The sequence below is a fragment of the Sphingomonas degradans genome, assembly GCF_053502645.1.
Genome location: NZ_CP177172.1, coordinates 1,165,394 through 1,185,678, shown reverse-complemented (window position 1 = coordinate 1,185,678; position 20,285 = coordinate 1,165,394). Strand labels below are relative to the sequence as shown.

Genomic DNA, 20,285 nt, shown 5'->3' with positions numbered 1-20,285 from the left:
GGAGACGCGGAGACGCTCAGGCCAAAGGCCCGGGAGCCGACAGGGCCTCCGCGATGCTGGACATAGGGCCAGCCCCCCTTCGCTGATGCTCGCGATATAGAAGCTGTCGCGTGCAGCGATGAAATCGAGTTTCCTTGCGGTCAGCGCGTCGGTCGCACCGGCCTGGGCTTCCATGCGCGCATAGGCGATGCGGGAGCAGGCGCCGGATTGGGCGACAGCGCGGCTACCTGCACCACCGGCGCAGCGGCCATGCGATGAACCGGCCGCGTCTTGAACACCAGCATGCGCCCACCTGCGGCCAACCGCGGGCCATTGTCGCGTGTCGCGCCAAGCGCCGCGGGTGAAAAATGCGCGCCTTCCTGATTAAGCGAATAGAGCACGCGGTAGCGCGCCGCGAAGGCGCTGGCCGGCATTGGCGCGTCGAACTTGTTGTCGAGGAGCCACACCGCACCTTCGCTTCGTACGAACAATACTGCGTGCTGCTCACTGTCCTGATTGTCCCAGACGATCGCCAGCGTCAAATCCGGTTCCGGAAAGCCGAGTTCGCGGAGCGCGAAATACTTGGCCAATGCATAGTCTTCGCAATCGCCGCCCTTGGCGAACATCTCGGCTGGCGTGGCCCAGCGATCGGTCATGCTCCAATTTTCGATATCGGAGACATAGGGCAGGCGATTGATCGCAGTCTGCACCGCAGCGATCTGCTCGCGCGGCGCCCGGCCGTCCAGGCTCTGCATTTCGCTTTGCCATATCACGTAGCGGCAGGCAGCGGACCCGGCAGGTGCCTCGGCAGCGCATCCATTGCCGGCGCCACGCTCAAGCTGCGCACGCGACATCACGTCAGACCAGCGTGGCACTTGCTTCCAATTGAGAGCAACGCGTTCGGCAGCGGCAGGCGCCACGAGGCTCTTTCCCGAGGTATAGGAATAAGCAAGCGCCGGCGTTTGCGAGATGAGGACGCCGCACAATGCGACAGACTGTAGAAAACCAAAGGTACGCGCCATACATGGCTCCCGGGAGTTACCCGGAAGACGTACGTGCTAAGAACTAACGCCATAATAACATGGCTCTCGGGAGTTACCCGGAACACCGGTACACGCCAATAACTAACGCCATAATAATAAGACCTTTACCAAACATTACTACTGGTGGTTGCCATATTGTTAACGAATCGCGTCATCTCGCGGGCGCGGGCAGAAATGCCACCTAAATATGCCCGCTTCCGCCGCCTCCAATCGCACTCCTTAATTGTTATGGTTAACTTGCCGCTTCATCTCATTGTTGTTGACAGTTAATAAGTTACTACCTCTCCTAGAGCGACGACGAGGCTTGGAAACGCTGCCAATTGCACGCGAGTCGCTTGCTTGATTGATCCGCACAATGCCGATTTCATGCGAGCATCGGGGGAGGATAAATGTCGTTTAATTATCGCTGGTTAGCGGTCCTTTCGGTCGTTTCCGCGCCGGGTGTCGCCCGTGCACAGGTCACCCCGGTCGAGCCCGGCCGCGTGGATGAACGTCTCCGTCCCGCGCCGGTTGCCCCCAATGCCCGCACGCTGGAGGTCCCGGAACTGCCGCGTCAGCAAAATGCGCCCGAGGGCAACATCCCGGTCACTCTCACCGCGGTGCGTTTCGAAGGCGCGACCGCCGTTCCGGTCGAAGTGCTGGATGCGATCGCCGCCCCCTATATCGGCCGCGAAATGCCGCTGTCGGAAGTCTTCGTCCTCGCCGAGAAGATCTCCAGCGAATATCGCCGCCGCGGCTTCGTTTTGTCGCGTGCCATTGTCGGTGCCCAGCGCATCGACAATGGCGTCCTCACCCTCCAGATCATCGAGGGTCATATCGGCAAGACCGCGATCGACGGCGAAGCCGGCGGGTATGCGCGCTTCCTCGAAAGCTATCTTGCGGACGCCGCCGAGGCGCGCCCGACGACGGGCGACGCACTGAACCGCGCGCTGCTTCTGGCCCGCGACCTGGGCGGAATCGACGTGCGTGCGGTGCTGACGCCTTCGGTCAGCGCGCCGGCCGCCGCCGATCTCACCCTCTCGGTCGAGCGCAAGCCGATCGAAGGCTTTATCGCAGTCGACAATCGCGGCTCGCGCTGGCTTGGCCCGCTTCAGGTCTATGGCGGCCTGATCTTCAACGATCTGATCGGCGCCGGCGAGCGCATCAGCCTGACCGGCGTCAGCGCGCCGATACACAGCGATCTCGGCTATCTTTCGGTCACCTATGACCAGCCGGTCGGCGCCTCGGGCCTGCGCCTCTCGGTGTTTGGCAGCTACGTCGCGACACGCCCCGGCGACGAACTCCGCCGGTTCGATCTGCGCGGCCGCAGCCTGACCTTTGGCGGTGCGGCGAGCTATCCGTTCGTACGTAGCCGCGAGACCAACCTGTTCGGGCGGGTGACCTTCACCGGCCGTGACTCGCAATCGGCCAACATCGTCATCAATCCGCTGTTCCGCGACAAGACCCGCACCGTGCAGGCCGAGCTGTTCGGCAATTACGCGGCATCGTGGGGCAGCCTGATCAACGCGCGCGTCTCGGTGACGCAGGGGCTCGACATTTTCGGCGGCACTGTCCGCGGCGATGCCGACAAGTCGCGCGCGACCGGCTCGGGCACGTTCACGCGCCTCAACTTCGAGCTCAGCATCGCGCAGAAGATCGCCGGCGCATTCTATGTCCAGGCAAGCACTGCCGGCCAGATCAGCAATGACAGCCTGCTGGCATCGGAAGAGTTCGGTCTTGGCGGCGAGCAATATGCCCGCGCCTATGACCCATCCGAAATCACCGGCGATGAAGGCGTGGGCGGCCGTTTCGAGGCGTTTTACGCGGCGCGCGAGGCCTTCGGCTCTGTCCAGCCCTACGCCTATTACGAGATCGGCCGCGTGCGCCAGAACCGGGTGCTCCCGGGTGAGGCGCCGCACGCATCGCTCGAATCCGCGGGCGCCGGTGTGCGCCTCGGTCTCAGCGACAAGATTTCGGGCTCGGTGGAATACGCCGCGCCGCTCGGCCGTCGGGTTGCCTCCCGGGGCAACAAGGACGGCCGCGTCTTCTTCACACTCAGCGCAGCATTTTAAGAAATCCACGGGGTCGCCACCCGCGAACGGCCAACATGGGGATGTATCGTATGAAGTATGATCTAGGCTCCGGCGTTTCGAACTCGGCGAACCGCACGCGCCACCTCAAGCGGTCCGCGCTGATGCTCTCGGCAGCGGTTCTCGCGATTGCGCTGCACAACCCTGCCTTCGCGCAATCGGCCGACGCGCTCCCCACCGGCGGCGCCATCGTCGGCGGCACGGCGACGTTCGACAGCTCGGTGGCGGCGACGCTGACGGTCAACCAGAGCACCGATCGCGCGGTGATCAACTGGAACACGTTCGACATCGGATCGGACGCCACGGTCAACTTCGCGCAGCCCTCCAGCACGTCCATCGCCGTCAACCGCGTCGTCGGCGGCGGCGCGCCTTCGCAGATCGCGGGCAAGCTCAACGCCAATGGCACCGTTGCCATCCTGAATGCCAATGGCGTGTTGTTCGCGGGCACCGCTGACGTCAATGTCGGCGGGCTGATCGCCTCTACCGGCGACATCGACACGACCAACTTCATGGCCGGTGGCAGCACGCTCGGCATCACCGGCGCGAACAGCGGCGAGATCGTCGTCAGCGGCGGTGCGACCATCGACGCTGTCGGTCTTGCCGCATTCGTCGGCCCGACCGTGCGCAACAGCGGCACGATCGTTGCGACCGCAGGCAAGGTCCAGCTCGGCGGCGGGACCGCCTTCACGCTCGATCTCGCCGGCGACGGCCTGCTCGCGATCGGCGTTGGCGCTACCAGCCCGCTTGTCGAGAATAACGGCCAGATCTTCGCGACCGGCGGCCGCATCCAGCTGAGCGCGCGCCAGGCTTTGGCAGCTGTATCGCAGAGCATCTCCACCAGCGTCCTGCCCGCGACCACCGCGCGCGTCGACGGCAGCTCGATCATCCTGTCGGCAACCGACGATATCGAGATCGCCGCGAACATCGACGCGACCGGCAACCTCAACATAAACGGTCACCGCATCTATGGCGCCGGCGACGTCAACATGGCGTCGGGCACGCTGACCATGAAGGTCAACGACGGCGGCTCTGTCGCCGATACCTCGGCGAGTAGCTGGATCAACGATGCCCTGGGCGTGATCGGGACCGTCGCTGACGGTTCCACCCTCAATCTCGGCGCCGGCCTCTATCGTTCGGGCACTGTGATCAACGCCAGCAACGTCACGATCGATGGGCAGGGCGCGGCCAGGATCGGCTGGACCAGCGGCATCGAGAACGCGATCGACATCTGGGGCAGCAATGTCACCGTCAAGAATCTGGAGATCGCCGGCCCCGCGACGGAGGCGTATTACACCTATGACTGGGGAAGCACGAATTCGCGCGGCATCTTCATCAATCGCTCTGCCGACAACGTCACCGCGACCAACAACAACATCCACGACATCCGCACCGGAATCATCGTCGATGGCCGCAATCTCAATGCGATAGTGACCAACAACCGGCTCGATAATACCAAGAGCGGCATTTCGGTTCAGTACACCAACGGCGGCGACGCCAGCACTTCGGGCCTCGCTGGCTCGAGCATCACGCTCGCCAACAACAGCGAAGGCACGCTCGGCAATGAATGGGGCATCAACGTCCATCTGAACGGCGTGTGGAATGGCAATGCCGCCAGCGCACCGACTGCCAGCACCAGCGTCGTCAACGGCTATTCGGTCGGTATCCTCGGCGCGGCGTCGTCGGGGGAGCAGACCCGTATTTCCGCGCTGAGCGCTGCCAACAACGGCATGTCGACGCAAAACCTTCTCTATTCGTCGGCCAACCGTACCCGGGCCTATGTCTCGGCAGCCGGGATCGACGGGCGCCAGGGCAGCCTCGCCTCGTCGCTCGCCAGCGTCCAGGCCGGCGTCTCCGCCGTGGTCGCAGGCGGCACCGTCCATGTCGGCGCCGGCACCTATGCGGGCCTGGTGACGATGACGCGCGGCACCACGATCATCGGCGCGGGCATGGACAGCACCTCGCTGACCGGGGGCCTCTGGCTGAACGGCGCGATGAGCAACGTCGTGCTCAAGGACTTTGCCGTCAGCGGTCAGGTCAATGCCACCAACAGCACGATCCGCAATCAGAACATCACGACCAACCTCACGGTCGATGGCGTGCGGATCGACGGTCTCGGAGTCACCGGCCGTCACGGCATCGTCGGCGGACAGATCGCCGGCCAGGTCTCGGTCACCAATTCCGAGTTCGTGAACATCCGCGGTTTCGCGGCATTCGATACCGGCAGCAGCACCGGCAACAACGCGATCACCAGCGGCACCTTCTCGAACAACCTGCTGGACAACACCGTCGGCAGCGTCGCCTTCCGTCCCGATCCCGCGATGAACGCCACGATCAACATCGCCAACAACGTCGTCACCAATGTCGGCAGCACCACCGATAATGTGGGCGCGGTGTTCAAGGTGTTCGGCGGCCGGACGATCAACTTCACCGGCAACCAGGTGAGCGGCGTCGGCATCACGAATGCCGCCACATCGGGCGGCCCGGCAGCGGGCGCGGTTCTCGTCGTGCGCAACGCCAACGAACTGAACGTCACCGGCAACACCTTCACCGATAACAACCAGGTCTTCGCGGTCGATAACGCAGCGAACCTGGCGGTGACGACGAATTTCTCGGACAATATCTTCACCAACAACGGTACGTCGATCTACATCTCGACCAACTACACCGGCAGCGGCACGATCAACTTCGTTGGGGACAACAATTTCATCGACGGCGCCAATACGGGCCAGCACATCGTCTGGCGCGGCACCGGTTCGCTCGATCTGACCGGCGTGTCGTTCGGCGGTGTTGTGGCGAGCAGCCTGTCGCTCAGCGATCGCTTTGCGCTTGAAGACAAGATCACGCACGGCGTGGACTTGGCGGGGGTCGGCCTCGCCCGTCTGGTGCGCGGCGAAGTCTATGTCACGACCGGTTCGGGGAGCGGCGCAATCAACCGCGCCGTTGCACTTGCCGGTTCGGGCGATACCGTCGGCATCGCCAACGGCACCTATGACCTCGGCACGACCCAGCTGGCGCTGACCCGTGCGGTCAACCTGGTGGGCCAGTCCGAAGCGGGCGTGATCCTCGATGGCCGCGCCGTCAGCAACAACGGTCTCGGCACGATCCTTGTCGCGGCGGATAACACATCGCTCGGCAACTTCACGCTCTACGGCAGCGAAGTCTCGGGCGGCAATTACGGCATCAAGGTGCAGCCGGCCCCGTCGGCCTATGCTCCCACGCAGCGTATCAGCAGCATCGCAATCAGCGATGTGACGGTGAAGGGCTCGCGCCGCGCCGAAATCGACATCAACGGTGCGGTTGGCGTCACGCTGACGAATGTAACCGCCGATGGCCGCAGCGTTGCGACAGGCTTCAGCACCGACGGAAACGGCGTCCAGATCACCGACAGCGCGAACGTGACGCTCACCGGCGTCACCACGCTGGGCAACAACTGGGGCGGCGTCGCGCTGTACCAGGCCAACCGCGCGGGCAGCGGCTATGACGCGCAGAGCACCAACATCAACATCGATGCGTCCGCGAACACCCTCGGCGAGAGCAACGCGCTCTATACACAGGACGAATCGGCATCGAACAACTTCGGCCAACTCAACCTGACCGGCTTCAACTATGCCGTACGCAATACGGGCCATCGCACGGACGGTGACCAGTACACCTTCTTCCGCACCAGCCTGACCGATGCGACCGGCTTTGCGCTGGCGCTCGGCGCGCCATCCACCAGTTCGATCGAGGGCTATACCGGCACTGCCTTCAGCAACCAGTTCACGGTCAGCGACGGTCTGGCGATCAACGCGGCGGCGCGCGATGTGCGCGCTGGCGGCACGATCAATGTCGCGGCGGGCACCTATTCCGAGAACGTGCTGGTCAACAAGTCCGGCGTCAGCCTGCTCGGCGCGGGCCGTGACGTGACGACGATCAACGGCATCTCGAATGTCGGCGCATCCGCCACGGTGACGCTCGCAGAGGGCTCGAGCAACACGACGCTCAGCGGCTTCACGGTCAACGGCATCGAGAACGGCAACCCGGCCAGCGAGACTGCAGCGGTCTTTCTGCAGCGCACCAACACCGGCTCGACGATCAACAACAACACCCTAAACGCGGCAGGCGATCTCGCTTTGCTGTCGGAATGGGGCCATGCGATAACCGGTCTGACGGTCGATAATAACATCATCGGCGGCAAGACCTATGTTGGCGCGGCGCCCGCGCCGACCGGCGACCAGTTCACCGTGCCGAACATCTCGCGTCAGCTCGTTGCGCTGGGTGGCGGCGGCGTTGGCGGCGGCATCACCTTCACCAACAACACGGTGAACGGCGATTCCGGCCTTAACACCGCGGTGACGATCGACCCCGCCGGATCGCTGGTCAATCTCAACACCTTCGTCACCACCACCGGCGGCACCGGGGCGATGCTGCGCGTGCGCGGCGCCGGCGCGACGATCGCCGGGAACACCTTCAACACCGCCAATCTCGGCGCCACTGCCGATGCGCTGTACCTCACCACCCCGGTTCTGGGCGTGAATGGAGACTTCGGCGCCCTGGTCTCGGCCAACGCGGTCCTGGGCCGGGGCGTCTGGGCGAACAATTCGACCAGCGGCAATCACGCGCTGACGATGAGCATCCACAAGGCCGTGGCGGAAGCCGCGACCGGCGCGACCGTGAACCTGTTCGACGGCACCTATGTGTTGGGCAACCAGCTGATGCTCACGCGCTCGGTCAATCTGGTCGGCCAGTCGCGCGCGGGCACGATCATCGATGGCCGCACTGTCAATGACGGCGGCGGCCTGGGCACGCTCCTCGTGGCAGCCGACAATTCGAGCCTGAGCGGCTTCACGCTTTACGGCAGCGAGCTGGTCGGCGGCAATTACGGCATCAAGGTCGCGCCGGACCCGCTGCTCTACACGCCAAGCACCGGCCCCGATCAGCGTATCAGCAACATCGCGATCAGCGATGTGACGGTGAAGGGCTCGCGCCGCGCCGAGATCGACATCAACGGTGCGGTCGGCGTGACGCTGACGAATGTCACCGCCGACGGCCGCAGCGTTGCGACAGGCTTCAACACCGAAGGAAACGGCGTCCAGATCACCGACAGTTCGAACGTTACGCTCACCGGTGTCGGCACGCTGGGCAATAGCTGGGGCGGGGTCGCGCTGTACCAGACCAACCGCGCGGGCGGCTACAACGCCCAGACGACCAACATCAATATCAGCGCCTATGACAACAACGTCTTCGAGGAGGCGAACGGCCTCTTCAGCCAGCTTGAATCGACGACGCAGGGCTTTGGTACGCTGAACCTGGCCGGCTTCGACTTCACCGTGCGCAATGCCGCGCACCGCACCGACGGGGACCAGTTCACCTTCTTCCGCCGCTCGGTGAGCGACGCGCTGAACTTCGCGGTCAATCTCGACCCGGCCACCTCGGATGCTAGCGTCGTGCAGGGCTGGAACGGCTCTGGCGACAACGGCCAGTTCGTCGTCGGCTTCGGTTCTCTCAATGGCGGCGGCGTCAAGGCGCTGTCTCTGCAGACCGCGTTCGACGCTTCGTCGGCGGGTGACAGCATCTATGTCGGCTCGGGCATCTACGGCCAGACCGCGACGCTCACCGGCGGCCGCTCGCTGACCTTCAACGAAGCGACCTTCGATGGCCTGACGATCGGCGGCACCGGGACTTCGCTCGGCGGCACGCTGGCCAGCACCGGCGATCTGAGCATCGGCAATGTGTCGTTGAACGAAGCAACCGGCTTAACGGCAGCCGGCGCACTTTCGCTCGGGGCGGTCGATGGCGTCTATGCCCTGACGGTCTCGGGGGACAGCGTGACGCTCGGTACGGCAGATGTGGCCAGCCTCTCCGTCACCGGCACGACGATCATGTCAAATGGCGCGTCGACCAGCGGTGCGCAGAGCTACACCGGCGCAACCACCCTGAACGGCAGTTATGCGGCGGACAGCTTCGGCGTCACCGGCGCGACGACACTGGGCAGCGATGCGAGCATCTCGGGGACAACCGTTTCGCTCGGCACGGTCGGCGGGGCGCATGCGCTGACGGTCACTACCACCGGCGCGGCGTCGCTCGGCGAGGTCACCGGCCTGACGTCGCTCGCCATTACCGGCGGCACGATCGCCAGCAATGGCGCGTCGACCAGCGGCGCGCAGAGCTACACCGGCGCGACCACCCTGAACGGCAGTTATGCGGCGGACAGCTTCGGCGTCACCGGCGGCACCACACTGGGTAGCGATGCCAGCATCTCGGGGACAACCGTTGCGCTCGGCACAGTCGGCGGGGCGCATGCGCTGGCAGTCAACGCTTCCGGCGCAGCGTCGCTCGGCCAGGTCACCGGCCTGACGGCGCTCGCCGTTACCGGCAGCACGATCGCCAGCAATGGCGCCTCGACCAGCGGCGCGCAGAGCTACACCGGCGCAACCACGCTGAACGGCAGTTATGCGGCGGACAGCTTCGGCATCACCGGCGCGACGACGCTGGGAAGCGATGCGAACATCACCGGCAGCAGCGTTTCGCTCGGCACGGTCGGCGGCGCAGGTGTCCTGACGGTCACCGCCACCGGCGCGGCTTCGCTCGGCCAGGTTACCGGCCTGACCACGCTCGCCGTCACCGGCGGCACGATCGCCAGCAACGGCGCATCGACCAGCGGCGCGCAGAGCTACACCGGCGCAACCAACCTGAACGGCAGCTATGCGGCGGACAGCTTCGGCATCACCGGCGGCACCACACTGGGCAGCGATGCGAGCATCACCGGCACCAGCGTCTCGCTCGGCGCGGTCGGCGGCGCAGGTGCCCTGACGGTCACCGCCACCGGCGCGGCTTCGCTTGGCGAGGTCACCGGCCTGACGGCGCTCGCCGTCACCGGCAGCACGATCGCCAGCAATGGCGCCTCGACCAGCGGTGCGCAGAGCTACACCGGCGCAACCACGCTAAACGGCAGCTATGCAGCGGACAGCTTCGGCGTCACCGGCGCAACGACGCTGGGCAGCGATGCGAACATCACCGGCACCAGCGTTTCGCTCGGCACGGTCGGCGGCGCACGTGCCCTGACGGTGACCGCCACCGGCGCGGCGTCGCTCGGCCAGGTCACCGGCCTGACCACGCTCGCCGTTACCGGCAGCACGATCGCCAGCAACGGCGCTTCGACCAGCGGCGCGCAGAGCTACATCGGTGCCACCACCCTGAACGGCAGCTATGCGGCGGATAGCTTCGGCATCACCGGCGGCACCACACTGGGTAGCGATGCCAGCATCTCGGGGACAACCGTTTCACTTGGCGCGGTCGGCGGCGCACGTGCCCTGACGGTCACCGCCACCGGCGCAGCGTCGCTCGGCCAGGCCACCGGCCTGACCACGCTCGCCATTACCGGCAGCACGATCGCCAGCAATGGTGCATCGACCAGCGGCGCGCAGAGCTACATCGGTGCGACCACCCTGAACGGCAGCTATGCAGCGGACAGCTTCGGCGTCACCGGCGGCACCACACTGGGTAGCGATGCCAGCATCTCGGGGACAACCGTTTCGCTCGGCACGGTCGGTGGCGCACGTGCCCTGACGGTCACCGCCACCGGCACGGCTTCGCTCGGCCAGGTTACCGGCCTCACCACGCTCGCCGTTACCGGCAGCACGATCGACAGCAACGGCGCATCGACCAGCGGTGCGCAGAGCTACACCGGCACAACCATCCTTAACGGCAACTATGCGGCGGACAGCTTCGGCATCACCGGCGGCACCACGCTGGGCAGCGATGCCAGCATCACCGGCACCAGCGTTTCGCTCGGCACGGTCGGCGGCGCACGTGCCCTGGCAGTCAACGCCACCGGCGCAGCGTCGCTCGGCCAGGCCACCGGCCTGACGGCGCTCGCCGTCACCGGCGGCACGATCGCCAGCAACGGCGCGTCGACCAGCGGCGCGCAGAGCTACAACGGCGCAACCACCCTGAACGGCAGCTACGCAGCGGACAGCTTCGGCGTCATCGGCGGCACCACGCTGGGCAGCGATGCGAGCATATCGGGGACAACCGTTTCGCTCGGCACAGTCGGCGGGGCGCATGCGCTGGCAGTCAACGCTTCCGGCGCAGCGTCGCTCGGCCAGGTCGCCGGCCTGACGGCGCTCGCCGTCACCGGCAGCACGATCGCGAGCAATGGTGCATCGACCAGCGGCGCGCAAAGCTACAACGGTGCGGCGAGCCTCAAAGGCGCTTACGCAACCCAAGGCGGCGGCTTTGCCGTCAATGGTGCGGCCACGCTGGCCGGAGCGGGCAGTGTCTCGACTTCGGGGGGCGCGATCAGTTTCGGCACCGTCGACGGCGCTGGGGCGCTGACGCTCAACGCAGGGGCCGGTTCGGCCACGCTCGGAGCGATCGGCGGGGTCACCCAACTCGGGGTGCTTTCGGTGAATGCGGGCCAGACGGTGCTCAATGGCGCCGGCTACCGCGCCGCGAGCGTCACGTTCACCGGCGGCACCGGCTCCACCGTTCGGCTGACGCAGGGCACAACCAGCTTCACCACCACCAGCGCCAATGGTGGGGGCGCGATCTCGATCCTGCCGCAGCTGATCGGCACCGTCGTGGCGACTCAGAATGTCGTGTTCACCGCCGGCACGGGCCTCTCGGCCAATGACGACGACATCACGCTGGGCAATGCGGGCAGTGATGCCATCCGCCTCGGCGCGATGACGGCCCGTGGCCGCAACTTCTCGGCCCAGACCGTGAAGCTCGCCGGCAATTTCGAGTCGACCCTCAGCGGTTCGCAGACGTTTAGCGCGAACACGCTCGATACGCTGGGCAGCGTCCAGTCCAGCGTGCTCGGCAGTGAATCGGGCCCCATCCGCGCTGGGGGCTCGGTTGCGATCCAGGCGAGCGAGACCGGAATCGGTTCCGTTGTCGCGGGCGGTCCGGTCACCCTCACCTATGGCTCGGACGTGGCCCGCACGATCACCAGCACCGGAGCGGTCTCGATCGCCACCGGCGGCGCGATCAGCGGCTCGGTCAGCGGGACGCAGGTCAGCCTGAGTGGCGGCGCCGGCACGGTAACGACCACGGTCAACGCGACCGGCCCGGTCTCGATCACCACCACCAGCGGCGCAATTTCGTCGACAGTGACGTCGGGTGGCACGACGACGATCGGTTCGGGCACCGGCGCCGTCAGCAGCAACGTTACCAGCAGCGGCGCCATCACCGTCAACAGCGGCGGCACGATCGGTGGCACGCTGACCACGCCAGCCTCGACCACGCTCATATCGACCCAACCGGTCGATGTGCAGGTCAACGGTGCGGCTGTAACGGTTACGGCGCCTGGGGGCACCGTGACCGGCGTGTTCTCGCAAATCACGACCAGCGAGAATGGCACTTTCCGTGTCAACGACGCGCCGGTGATCGGGTCGGGCACTTCGGATGCCAATCAGATCATCATCGACAGTTTCATCGCTCCGTCCGGCGGCACCGTTGGCCCGACTGGCGAGATCCAGCTGCCGGTCGGCCTGGCACTCGGCCTGATCGCTCCGGCAGGCCGCGGCGATGGCCAGCGTCCGCCGGTGGTCGTCAACTCGGTTAGCCGGCTCGGCGAACTGCTCCGCATCGGCTATACCGCGATCATCATCCAGCTCGATGAATCGAATGTCGATCTGGAAGAAGAACTAATCGCAGCGGCCGAGTAACCGGCTGCCGAGAGGCTCAGAGAATCGGGCGCAGAGCGTGGTCATGGCCGCGGAACCACCCTAGCGGCAGGATGCAGACGGAGGCCGCCCCGCCAACTCGGCCAGGGTGTTCTCGCCGTTCACGGCCCCCAACACCACCCCCGTCCGCGCGGGGGCAGGCTCTTGGCCTTGAACGCCGGGCTGTGGTTCCGGCGGAGTTGCTTGCTCGTCCTGCCGCCCCCTCGCGGCCACGGCCGCTCTCAGATCGACAAGCCAACTATCCCCGCTCTTCAGATTCCCCGAGCCCCCCTTCCGGGCGCCGGACGATCCACGCCGCGCAGCCGGACAAGATCAGCCCAACCAGTGTCGCCAGCCAGAAAGGGGCCTGCGCAAACCAGAGGAACAACGAAAAGCCTGTCACCATGCCCATACAGGCAGCGAATTTGGCATGTCGCGGGATCGCGCGAGCCGATTGCCATCCACGCAGCACAACGCCGAAACGCGGATGGTTGAGCAACCAGGATTCCAGTCGCGGTGAGGAACGCGCGAAGCATGGCAGCGCCAGGATCAGGAAATCCACGGTCGGCAATAGCGGCACGAACAGCCCCACAAAGCCGATCGCGACGAGAAGCAGGCCCAGAGCAAGCCATAGCACCCGCCGCGTCCGCCCACGTGCGACCGGATCAGCCGAGTTCGGCATCGACCAGCGCCTGCACCCGAGCAAAGGCGGCGTTGGCGCCGGCGATCGCCCGCTTGGCCTCTGCATCGGTGAGCAGCGCGCCATCCAGCCCCTCCTTGAACTGACGCCAATGCGCGGCGGGACCATCCTCTGCCGGCGCGAGATGGCGGGCACCATGGGTGTCCGACAAGCCGAGGCGTGCGGCTTCCTTGCGAAGCAGGGCCGCGCCAAGATTCGAGCCCTCGGCGACATAGAGCCAGCCGAGCGCAGTGGCAGGATCGGCGGTCGGCCCGGCCGAGCCAGCCGGAGCGCCCTCGCCTTCCTCAAGGTCGGTGAGGTCGGCCTGGATCAGCGGCAGGCGGCGGCGCTCGGCCAGGCCGGGCAACAGCGCCTGGAGCGCGGGATCATCGTAGAGCGCGTCAATATCGCCGTGGAACGCGCGCTGAACGCGCAGGAAACGGCGATAGCCGTCCAGAGTGTCGAAAGCGGCAGCGTCCATGATCGAGCGATCGAGCTTGTCATGGGTAGCGTGGGTCTCGTTCTTGAGGCGGGCCGAGAGCGGCGTGTCGATGACGTCCATCGGGATACTCCTTGCAGATAGGGGGATGGCGTCCGGCGCTCAGTAGCGGAAGCTCATCGCGGCGCGGAAAGTGCGCCCCGGGGCGGGCATCACGCCGAGCGCGAGCGGATCGAGATAATAGCGATCCGTCAGGTTATCGACGTTCAGGTCGAGCTGGACCTGCTCGGTAACCTTGGCGCTGAGAAACGCATCGACGATGCTCGAGCGCTTGTAGAGCTGCTGGATCGCGGACAGGCCGACATTCCATTCCTTGTCGAGCCTGCTGATCGGACCGCTGTTGTGGACCAGTCGCGCGCCGAAGGTCAGGCGATCATCGAACAGGCGGGCGCCCAGCGTGGCATTCAGGTTGAAGCGCGGCGGGTTCTGGGTGTTGGTGTAGGAGCCCTCGAAGCCACCATCGACGCAATCGGGGGTGTTGATCAGTTCGTCGATCCCGCGCGACTTGCCATAGGCGCGGCGCTCGGCTGCGATGTCGGGGGCGCAGGTCTTGGCCTTGAGATAATAGTGCGCCGAGAGGTTCACGAACGGCACCCGGCCCGAATATTCGGACTGGAACTCGATGCCCGAAACCTTGAACTTGTCGACATTGCGGATGAGGCCGGCCGACAGCGTGCGATAGTCGCGGGTGATCAGATCGCTGATATTGTTGTTGAAATAGGCGGCCTTGACCGCCAGCCGGTCACCCGCTGCGAAGACGCCGCGCTGGAGCGTGCTGGCACCGATTTCCCAGCTGCGGCTGCGCTCGGGCTTGAGTTCCGCGACCGGCCGCGCGGCGGTGAACAGGCCGAGCGTGGTCTCGAAGATGCTCGGCAGCTTTACGCCCTCGGCATAGCGGCCATAGATGCGCGCGAAGCCTGCGTCATAGCTGATCGTGCCGGTGGGAGTGAACGCCGTGTCGCGACGCTTGATCGGCTTCGACCAGTTCCACGCAGTCGGCACGATCAGCGGCTTGACCGGATCGGCCTTGTACGTCGTCCAGCCGGGAATGTCGGCAACGGTGCCCTTCTCGAAGGGCGAGGCCAATAGCGAGGCATAGGTGAACTGGCCATTGGCATCCGGATACCAGTTGAGCAGCTGCACGCGCGCGGTGCGGTTCGGGTTGGTCGCGCTAGGGTTCGGGCGCAGCAGCTCGGTATAGCGGTAGAAGCCGATCTGGCTTTCCTCCGCCACCGTCGCCAGCCGGTTTCGATCCTGGATCTCGACATGGTTGAGCCGGCCGCCGACCAGCAGCTCCCAGCGCGAATCCGGCTGCCACTTGACCGAGGCGGTGCCGCTATATTCCTGGCGGTGCGCGTTGCGCAGGAAGCGGTTGTTGACGATGTCGTCTTGCTTGATCGGAGAGTTCGGGCCAGGCTTGATGTCGTCGTTTGCGAAGGCAAGGCCATAGGTGAAGGTGAAGTCGCCGAGGCCGCCGCTCAACTTCGAGATATTGGTGAGGTCATAGCCCCAACGATTGTTGGTCAGCTCGTTCCAATAGGCGTCGCGATAGCCAGCCTCGCTGTTGAAGGTCGGCGCATCCCACCATTCGGTGCGGCGATCGTAGAACCAGGGCGTGATGCCGGTCAGGCCGTTATACATCAGGCTGTTCGAGTGGGTGTACCAGGCGCGCGCGGTGAAATCGATCGCGGCGCCCTGCTTGGCGCGATAGGTGAGCGTATAGGCGTCGAGGCCGATGCGGCCGGGCTCCCATTGCGGCACCTGCTCGCCCGTGCCGCGGATGATCTGGGAGGCCATGATCTCGCCCTGCCGTCCCTCATAGCGGCGATAGCTCGCCTCGATCGCCTGGGCATCATCGATGCGCCAGGTGCCCTTGAGCAGGATCGAGTCCGACTTGGCGGACGTGTTGAACACTTCGGATTTGCGCGGGTTGAGCGCTGCTACGGTGCGACGGGTGAGCGGATAATCCTCGTAACCCACGCTGCCGGCATAATAATTGCCGGTCTCGCGGTGGGCATAGGCGGCGAGCAGCTCGATATCGTCGTTGCGCCAGGCCAGCGCGGCATTGCCGAAGAAGCCGCCGGGCTTCAGCGTCTCGCGGCGGCGCTGCTTGTCCGCATAGCCGGGGAGATCCGGCGCGCTGCCATCCGACAGACCGAAGCGGACGCGCGCGCCGATAGTCTTCCCCTCGCGCAGCACGTCGCCCGGCTTGAGCGTGTCGACGCTGACCACGCCGCCGATCCCGCCCGAGGCGTTGGTGGCGAGGCTCGGGCCCTTCTCGATCGTGATCGCGCTGATCAGATCGGGATCGAGATAGGCGCGCTGCGATTGGCCAGCATAGCCGCGATAGGTGTCCATGCCCGATTGCGCGCCGTCGATCAGGATCGGCACGCGGCCCTGCCCCTGCACGCCGCGGATATTGACGTCGAGCGCATTGGCGACGCGCGGATCGCCCGCGGTGACGCCGGCCACCCCCTTCACCACATCCGCTACCGTCGCGCCGCGAAATCGCTCGATCGTCTCCTGCGGGATATAGGCGCTGGAGCCGGCCTCGATATAGGGCCGGTCCGCCGGCGTCGCACCCTCGCCGCGACCACCGACGCCCGCCGGATTGGTCCCACCGGCACCGCCGCGCTCGTTCGACGCGCCGACTCGGACCGGGCCGAGCACGGTCGCGTCAGCCGATTGCGGTGCGCGCTCCAGCGTCACCCGGCGCCCCTCAACCCGGTAGCTGAGCCCGCTGCCCTGGAGCAGCCGCGACAGCGCGGCGATCGGGGCCATGGTGCCGTCGACGCCATTGGTGGTGAGACCACGGGTCAGATCGGCATCATAGACGAGCTGCAAGCCGCTCTGCTGCGAAAACCGGGCAAGCGCCTCCCCCAGCGGCCCCTTGGGGATCGAAAACCGGGTTGCCTGCGCCGCCTGCGCCAGCGCCAGCGCCGGCGACGCCAGCATCGTCCCGCCCATCAGCACCTGCACCGCCAGCAGCATCGCGCCGCGTGCCCGATTGCGTCCCGTCATATTCTAACCCCTTGCTCTTGTCGCATGCGCCCCTTTTTGCGAGGCACTCGCAAAGGTTGACGTGCGGCAACGCAACAACGGGACCTCGCAAGCGCAAAATTTCGCGGTTGCCGCTTTTTTATTGCGACTAACTCGCAGTTGCGTTTAAGCGGGCCGCATGGGCAAAGGGCCTTCCACCACGGCAATGCTGTCGCACGCGATCATCGGCAATCGACGACCGTTGCTGGGCGTCGCGCGCCGCATCCTGGGTGACGGACCGGCCGCCGAGGACGTGGTGCAGAGCCTGTGGTTCCGGGTTCAGACGCTCGACGAGCGGGTGACCGTACGCGACAGCGGCGCGTTCCTGCGCCGGCTGGTGCGCAACCTCGCGCTCGATCAATTGCGCAAGGATCGGGTGCGGCATGACTATTTCCACGAAGCCCCTCCCGACGACACCACGCCCGATCAAACCCCGGACGCCGAACAGGTGCTGATCGATCGCGACCGGCTGCGCCGCTTGAGACTCGCACTGGACGAATTGCCGCCGCGCTGCCGCGAAGTGTTCGTGCTGCGCCGTATCCACGACCTGTCCAGCGCCGAGATTGCGGAGCGGCTGGGAATCACCCAGAACGCCGTCGCCAAGCATGTCCGCCTGGCATTACAGCATTGCCACAGCCGATTGGCGGAGGCGGAGCAGGCATGAAACCCGAGGACGACAAGGCGATCATCGCCGAGGCGGCACGCCTGCTCGCCGATGACCTGTGCCGCAACGGCGCGCAGGGCACAGGCGAGGCGATCGAGGCGTGGCGCGTCTCGGATCCACGGCACGACAAGCATCTCGCCGAGATGGAAGCGATCTGGCGCGATCTGGGCAAGGTCGCCGAAGCCAGTACGCCGCCCCTGCCCGCCGAAGTGGCGCCGCGCCGCCGCGCCCGGATGCGCGCGCCGACCCCGCGCCGCACAGCCCAGGCCGGTGCAGCGCTGGCCGCCGCGATCGCGCTCGCCGTGCTGGCCGATGTGCCGTTGCGGCTCCAGGCCGATCTGCGCACCGGTGTCGGCGAACGGCGGATCGAGCAGTTGACCGATGGCTCGCGCGTCTGGCTCGACACCGACAGCGCCGTCGCGCTCGATTTCACCGCGAAACGCCGCGAGGTCCGGCTGCTGCGTGGCCGCGCCGAATTCGAAGTCGCGCCCGATCGCAGCCGGCCGTTCACCGTCGATGCGGGCAGCGGCGCGACCACGGCGCTCGGCACCCGCTTCATCGTCCAGCGCCAGGGCGATGCCGCTGACGTCACCGTTACCGAACACGCCGTGCAGGTCGCGCTCGACAGCGGCGCCAGCGCCCGCGTCGCCGAGGGGCAGGCGGTGCATTATCAGGGCAGCACGATCGGTGCGGTCCGCCCGGTGAGCCGCGACACGGCGATGGCCTGGACGCGGGGCTGGCTGGTGTTCGAGGATGCGCCGCTGGGCGATGTCGTCAAGGAACTGGCACGCAGTCATCCCGGCATGATCCGGCTGGTCGGCAGCGCGCTTTCCGAGCGGCGGGTGAGCGGATCTATCGCCGTCGACAATCCCGAAGAAGCGCTGCGCACGCTGGAGAGCCTGCTCCACCTGCGCGCCACCCGGATCGGCTCCGTCGTGATTTTTCTGCACGCTTGAAGGTCCCGATCCTGGTGCCGCACACGTCTAAACAGGAGAGACCAGCCAAGGCGCAACCGCGCCCGGGGAGATTGCAGGTGACCGATGCAACGGCGCGGCGGGGCGCAACGCCCGCGCAGGTGCCGGAGGGCAGCGCAGCGATCCTCGACTTTCCAGCGCGTGCCCGCCCCGCACCAAGCCGTTATGTGCCGATTTCGGCGCGGCACCGGTTCATGAGCCTGTGCCTGTCGGTGCTGCTGCCGGCACTGATGCTGATCCCGCTGCTGCTCCGCTTCGAAGGCGTGATGCGAACGCCCGCGCCGACTCCGCTGGTGGTCAACATGCTGCCGCTTGCCAGCCCGCCCGAGCCCGCGCGTGAGGGCAAGCCCGGCCCGCTCCAGACCGCGCGCAAACAGACCCCGCCCCAACCGCAGGACACGCCGATCCCGCCGCCCAGGATGGTGACGCCGCTGCATATCCCGGTATCGGCGGCCCCGCCGATGCCGCCCGCTCCCGATCCCGGCCCGCCCGCGCCTGCCACCACCGCACCGGTCTCCAATCCGGCACCGCCCGCGCCGCAGATCTCGGGTCGCGACACCAGCTATGAGGCGCAGCTCCTCGCGCATATCCAGAAGTTCCGCCGCTATCCCTCTGCCGCACGGCGGATGGGCGACCAGGGGGTGGCGCATCTGCGGGTGAGGATCGATCGCGGCGGGCACGTCCTTTCCGCACAGGTGCTGCGCGGCTCGGGCTTCGGCTCGCTCGACAAGGGCGCGCTGGAAACGATCCGCCGCGCCGATCCGCTACCGGCAGTTCCCGCCGACCGGAATGCGCCGTTCGAGATGGTGCTGCCCGTAGAGTTCTATATCGAATGATCAGGCCACTCGACTTGCTTCGAAAAAGTGGAGCGTTTGCCTCGCACAGCGCGGCTGATGCGCGAGAACGGCATGCCTGGCCGGCAGAAGCGCCGCTTCAAACGGACGACCGACAGCGAGCATAGCTGGCCGGTCGCGCCGAACATCATCGACCAGGATTTCAGCGCGACAGCGCCCAACCAGAAGTGGGGCGTGGACATCTCGTATGCATCCCCATGTCAGGAAAGGGAAATTGCCACGGTAATGCGATGGTCGATACCGTCTTCTATACCCGTGACCAAGCCGCGCACGCCATTGCCCGCTATATCGACGGTTTCCACAACACCGTCCGGCGCCACTCCGCGCTCGACTACAGCTGCCCTGCGCAGTTCTAGCGAACCACGCCACGCTGACCAAATGCCTCTCCCCTTAAGCGGGGCAAGTCCACCATCGCGGAAACCCTAGACCTGAGTGTCCCGGGCGTCGAACGCAGCCTGGCTCGCATGTATCGCGTGTTCGTGATCCACCACCCACCGGCCCAGATTCTGGCCGAGCGCGGCCAGCGAATGCCCCAGCGGGGTGAGCGCATATTCCACCATCGGCGGAACCGTGGGATGCACGGTCCGCGTCACGACGCCGTCGCGTTCCAGGCGGCGCAGCGTGCGGGTGAGCATCTGTTGCGATATCCCCGCCACCGCCCGGCGCAGTTCGTTGAAGCGAAGCGTCCCCGACGCCAGCACGACCACGACCGGCAAGGTCCATCGATCCCCGATCCATCCCAGATGGCGTGCCACTTCCTGGCAACGGGCGGGATTGTGCGTGCTGGAAGCAGTCATATCCATGTGACTAGGTCTCGAAAATATGCGTTCTTGGCCCC

Annotated in this window: 11 protein-coding genes and 1 pseudogene; 7 read left to right on the top strand and 5 right to left on the bottom strand. The window is 66.1% G+C overall.

Going from position 1 to position 20,285, the window contains the following annotated elements; genetic code table 11:
- Window positions 1–140 precede the first annotated feature (140 nt).
- Window positions 141–1,001, bottom strand: a complete 861-nt coding sequence (locus tag ACG3SL_RS05235) for a transglutaminase-like cysteine peptidase (RefSeq protein ID WP_448664086.1) — start codon at window positions 999–1,001, stop codon at window positions 141–143.
- 410 nt (window positions 1,002–1,411) lie between these two features.
- Here ACG3SL_RS05235 and ACG3SL_RS05230 point away from each other — a divergent pair, with 410 nt between their 5' ends.
- Window positions 1,412–3,073, top strand: coding sequence for a ShlB/FhaC/HecB family hemolysin secretion/activation protein (locus ACG3SL_RS05230; RefSeq protein WP_448664085.1), 1,662 nt, complete (start codon window positions 1,412–1,414; stop codon window positions 3,071–3,073).
- A gap of 50 nt (window positions 3,074–3,123) precedes the next feature.
- Window positions 3,124–12,741, top strand: a complete 9,618-nt coding sequence (locus ACG3SL_RS05225; RefSeq protein WP_448664084.1) for a beta strand repeat-containing protein — start codon at window positions 3,124–3,126, stop codon at window positions 12,739–12,741.
- Between the two features lie 256 nt (window positions 12,742–12,997).
- Here ACG3SL_RS05225 and ACG3SL_RS05220 read toward each other — a convergent pair whose 3' ends face one another.
- Genes ACG3SL_RS05220 through ACG3SL_RS05210 form a run of 3 tightly spaced genes read right to left on the bottom strand, consistent with a single transcriptional unit; the run spans window position 12,998 to window position 16,937 of the window.
- Complete coding sequence (locus ACG3SL_RS05220) at window positions 12,998–13,420, bottom strand: YbaN family protein (RefSeq protein WP_448664083.1); 423 nt, start codon at window positions 13,418–13,420, stop codon at window positions 12,998–13,000.
- Window positions 13,404–13,979 carry a biliverdin-producing heme oxygenase gene (locus tag ACG3SL_RS05215; RefSeq protein ID WP_448664082.1) on the bottom strand — a complete coding sequence of 192 codons (576 nt, stop codon included), beginning with the start codon at window positions 13,977–13,979 and terminating at the stop codon, window positions 13,404–13,406. The genes ACG3SL_RS05220 and ACG3SL_RS05215 overlap by 17 nt, the downstream gene beginning before the upstream one ends.
- A 39-nt stretch (window positions 13,980–14,018) precedes the next feature.
- Complete coding sequence (locus ACG3SL_RS05210; protein WP_448664081.1) at window positions 14,019–16,937, bottom strand: TonB-dependent receptor domain-containing protein; 2,919 nt, start codon at window positions 16,935–16,937, stop codon at window positions 14,019–14,021.
- A gap of 157 nt (window positions 16,938–17,094) precedes the next feature.
- Here ACG3SL_RS05210 and ACG3SL_RS05205 point away from each other — a divergent pair, with 157 nt between their 5' ends.
- From ACG3SL_RS05205 to ACG3SL_RS05185, 5 genes and pseudogenes are all read left to right on the top strand, one after another.
- Entirely contained in the window at window positions 17,095–17,619 is a 525-nt protein-coding gene (locus tag ACG3SL_RS05205; RefSeq protein ID WP_448664080.1) for an RNA polymerase sigma factor, read from the top strand.
- A complete protein-coding gene (locus tag ACG3SL_RS05200; RefSeq protein WP_448664079.1) occupies window positions 17,616–18,575 on the top strand; it encodes a FecR family protein in 960 nt (319 codons plus the stop codon). The genes ACG3SL_RS05205 and ACG3SL_RS05200 overlap by 4 nt, the downstream gene beginning before the upstream one ends.
- 77 nt (window positions 18,576–18,652) lie before the next feature.
- Window positions 18,653–19,429 (top strand): energy transducer TonB family protein, encoded by a 777-nt coding sequence (locus tag ACG3SL_RS05195; RefSeq protein ID WP_448664078.1) that lies wholly within the window; start codon window positions 18,653–18,655, stop codon window positions 19,427–19,429.
- A 42-nt stretch (window positions 19,430–19,471) separates the two neighbouring features.
- Window positions 19,472–19,636, top strand: a pseudogene (locus ACG3SL_RS05190) (IS3-like element IS1953 family transposase); the annotation flags it as partial.
- A 41-nt stretch (window positions 19,637–19,677) separates the two neighbouring features.
- Window positions 19,678–19,803: an IS3 family transposase gene (locus ACG3SL_RS05185; RefSeq protein WP_448665229.1), complete on the top strand. Its 126-nt coding sequence runs from the start codon at window positions 19,678–19,680 to the stop codon at window positions 19,801–19,803.
- A 66-nt stretch (window positions 19,804–19,869) separates the two neighbouring features.
- On the opposite strand, the gene ACG3SL_RS05180 is transcribed toward ACG3SL_RS05185, so the two are convergent.
- Window positions 19,870–20,244 (bottom strand): winged helix-turn-helix transcriptional regulator, encoded by a 375-nt coding sequence (locus tag ACG3SL_RS05180; protein ID WP_448664077.1) that lies wholly within the window; start codon window positions 20,242–20,244, stop codon window positions 19,870–19,872.
- Window positions 20,245–20,285: the final 41 nt, after the last annotated feature.

Excerpts from the sequence above, each read along its gene's own strand:
- ACG3SL_RS05235 (WP_448664086.1), bottom strand. The coding sequence starts at position 1,001 with ATGGCGCGTACCTTTGGTTTTCTACAGTCTGTCGCATTGTGCGGCGTC.
- ACG3SL_RS05230 (WP_448664085.1), top strand. The coding sequence starts at position 1,412 with ATGTCGTTTAATTATCGCTGGTTAGCGGTCCTTTCGGTCGTTTCCGCG.
- ACG3SL_RS05225 (WP_448664084.1), top strand. The coding sequence starts at position 3,124 with ATGAAGTATGATCTAGGCTCCGGCGTTTCGAACTCGGCGAACCGCACG.
- ACG3SL_RS05220 (WP_448664083.1), bottom strand. The coding sequence starts at position 13,420 with ATGCCGAACTCGGCTGATCCGGTCGCACGTGGGCGGACGCGGCGGGTG.
- ACG3SL_RS05215 (WP_448664082.1), bottom strand. The coding sequence starts at position 13,979 with ATGGACGTCATCGACACGCCGCTCTCGGCCCGCCTCAAGAACGAGACC.
- ACG3SL_RS05210 (WP_448664081.1), bottom strand. The coding sequence starts at position 16,937 with ATGACGGGACGCAATCGGGCACGCGGCGCGATGCTGCTGGCGGTGCAG.
- ACG3SL_RS05205 (WP_448664080.1), top strand. The coding sequence starts at position 17,095 with ATGGGCAAAGGGCCTTCCACCACGGCAATGCTGTCGCACGCGATCATC.
- ACG3SL_RS05200 (WP_448664079.1), top strand. The coding sequence starts at position 17,616 with ATGAAACCCGAGGACGACAAGGCGATCATCGCCGAGGCGGCACGCCTG.
- ACG3SL_RS05185 (WP_448665229.1), top strand. The coding sequence starts at position 19,678 with ATGGTCGATACCGTCTTCTATACCCGTGACCAAGCCGCGCACGCCATT.
- ACG3SL_RS05180 (WP_448664077.1), bottom strand. The coding sequence starts at position 20,244 with ATGACTGCTTCCAGCACGCACAATCCCGCCCGTTGCCAGGAAGTGGCA.